Raw genomic sequence first — 1,943 nt, 5'->3', positions numbered from 1 at the left:
GCATCGCGACTGGGTACGTCCTGGGATCGTGATGTACGGTGTGTCGCCATTTAGCACGCCGTATGCTTCTCATTATGGGTTGCGCCCGGCTATGACCTTGAAATCCAGCCTGATTGCGGTGCGTGAGCACAAAGCGGGTGAGGCGGTCGGTTACGGCGGTTGCTGGATCAGTGAGCGGGATACGCGCATTGGAAACTTTCACCGAGGCAATCACGTTATCTGGCAATACCTTAAGTGCCATGACGTTGTAACTTTCATGTCGAGAACTGCAGATCAGCACGATAGGTTTTTCACCACCAGCTTGATGGTAATTCGCCAGTAATCGCTCAATAAATTTTTGCGTATCGGTAGGATTAGGCAGCGCGTAGTGAATCGCTTCCGTCGGGCAAGCGGTCGCACAGGTTCCGACGCCCTGACACAGATAAGGGTTAATTTGAATCCGATGGCCTGTTTGATCAGTGCCCTCACTGGAGAGCGCGCCAGCAGGACATGCATCCACACAGCGTTCACACCCTTTCACACCGCGTGAACTGTGCGCGCACAAGTCAGGATCCAAGCGAAAATACTTAGGTTTATCGAAGGTACCCATCAGAGTTGGGATCTCTTCCAGCGCATCCGCCAGCTTTGGATAACCACGTCCTACCGGAAAATAACCGGGTACAGGCACTTCTTCACTCATTAAACCGTTGAGTGACATATCCAATACGATATCAAAGGTGTTTCCACCTATCGCGGCTTGCGCCAAATTGACTCGTTTACCGTGGTTTTCTACGTTCACAGAGAAGGCGCCGAGGAAACCGCTGATTTCTACCGTATCGGCATAGTACAAATTGCTTTGTGTGCCAGGCTCACCATCCACAGAAAGGAGCGTGATTGAAGCCATACTGCTCAGTGGCTCGGTAATACGCTCAATGAGCATAGTGGGTCCAATAATTAAGGTATGGCCACCACTTTCGTAACTTACGGTAGGAGGAATAAGATTGGTCAACTCAACCGTATGCTCAATCGCATACTGTCTCGCCCGACCGTTTGGAGACGTCGCTTGTTGTAGTAGGTTGTTTAACATTGCTTGCTTCCGCTTATAAGAATCACGAGCGTGTTGGCTCGTTTTACATAAGCTAAAGCAAATAGCGTTCCAAATTTATTTTATTGAAAAATCAGAGAATTTATCGATAACGGGGATGAGAAATGAAAAGCCACAATAAGAGTGAGACATTATGTCTCACTCTACCTATTGAGGAGTAAGTCAAAATGTCCCTAATCTCTATGCGGTATATTTTGTCTCACTGTTCAGTGTGTCAGATGCTGCTGTATCGTAAGAGGAAAGCGTATTGTGATCAGAAAGTCGCGCAGAATCCTCAGCGAATTCGGGCGCAGAAGCTATCGTTTCATCAGGCTTGGTTTGGTCAGGCATACTTTGATCAAGCATAGTTTGGTCAGGCATGGCTTTTTCCGGTATAGCCTGTTCAGACTTAACCTCTGGCGTCGTTTCTAGCTCATTACACCATTGGCGTAAGGTTTGTGCGACTTGCGTGGTGAGTGTCGCTGTGTTGCTGTAATCCGCGTTGTAATCATCCAGCATACACACTTCGCTAAACTCGCCGCTTAAAAACAGCTTACGCAATGACGCTTTCTTCAGTTCTTGCGACGCATCGGATACCAACAAACTCGCTACGCTGGGTTCTTCATTCTCTGCTGAATGAGGTTGTTCGAGCGCATCACTCACCAAACCACTTTTAGTGTCTACCGAAGATTGATTAGCAATCGGCTCTGCCTGCACAGGCTCTGAGTTCAAACTCTTCGTTGTATCAAGCAGTTGGTCTGATTCTGCGGTTAATTTACGTTGTGACCAACGAGAGAAAAACGTGTTTTCAGTTACCACAAGACCTCCCCGCGCCTTCACGTTTCTTGCGGCGAATTTCCAGTAGCTCCCCGTGACGACC

The 1,943-nt window shown here is 48.3% G+C and carries 1 protein-coding gene and 3 pseudogenes; 1 reads left to right on the top strand and 3 read right to left on the bottom strand.

The window, feature by feature from the left end; genetic code table 11:
- Nucleotides 1–193, top strand: a pseudogene (locus GOU96_RS18655) (alanine racemase C-terminal domain-containing protein); the annotation flags it as partial.
- Between the two features lie 15 nt (nucleotides 194–208).
- Here GOU96_RS18655 and GOU96_RS17310 read toward each other — a convergent pair.
- The 3 genes and pseudogenes from GOU96_RS17310 to GOU96_RS17300 form a co-directional block, all read right to left on the bottom strand.
- Nucleotides 209–1,066 (bottom strand): annotated as a pseudogene (locus GOU96_RS17310) (4Fe-4S dicluster domain-containing protein); the annotation flags it as partial.
- 198 nt (nucleotides 1,067–1,264) lie between these two features.
- On the bottom strand, nucleotides 1,265–1,882 hold the full coding sequence (locus GOU96_RS17305; RefSeq protein WP_069648042.1) for a DUF3306 domain-containing protein: 618 nt from the start codon (nucleotides 1,880–1,882) through the stop codon (nucleotides 1,265–1,267).
- Nucleotides 1,872–1,943: pseudogene (locus GOU96_RS17300) on the bottom strand (DUF3305 domain-containing protein); the annotation flags it as partial. The pseudogene GOU96_RS17300 and the gene GOU96_RS17305, both read right to left, overlap by 11 nt.

It is taken from the genome of Vibrio sp. R-1, assembly GCF_035615595.1.
Classification (GTDB): domain Bacteria; phylum Pseudomonadota; class Gammaproteobacteria; order Enterobacterales; family Vibrionaceae; genus Vibrio; species Vibrio cholerae.
This window is presented reverse-complemented; position numbering and strand designations above follow the sequence as displayed.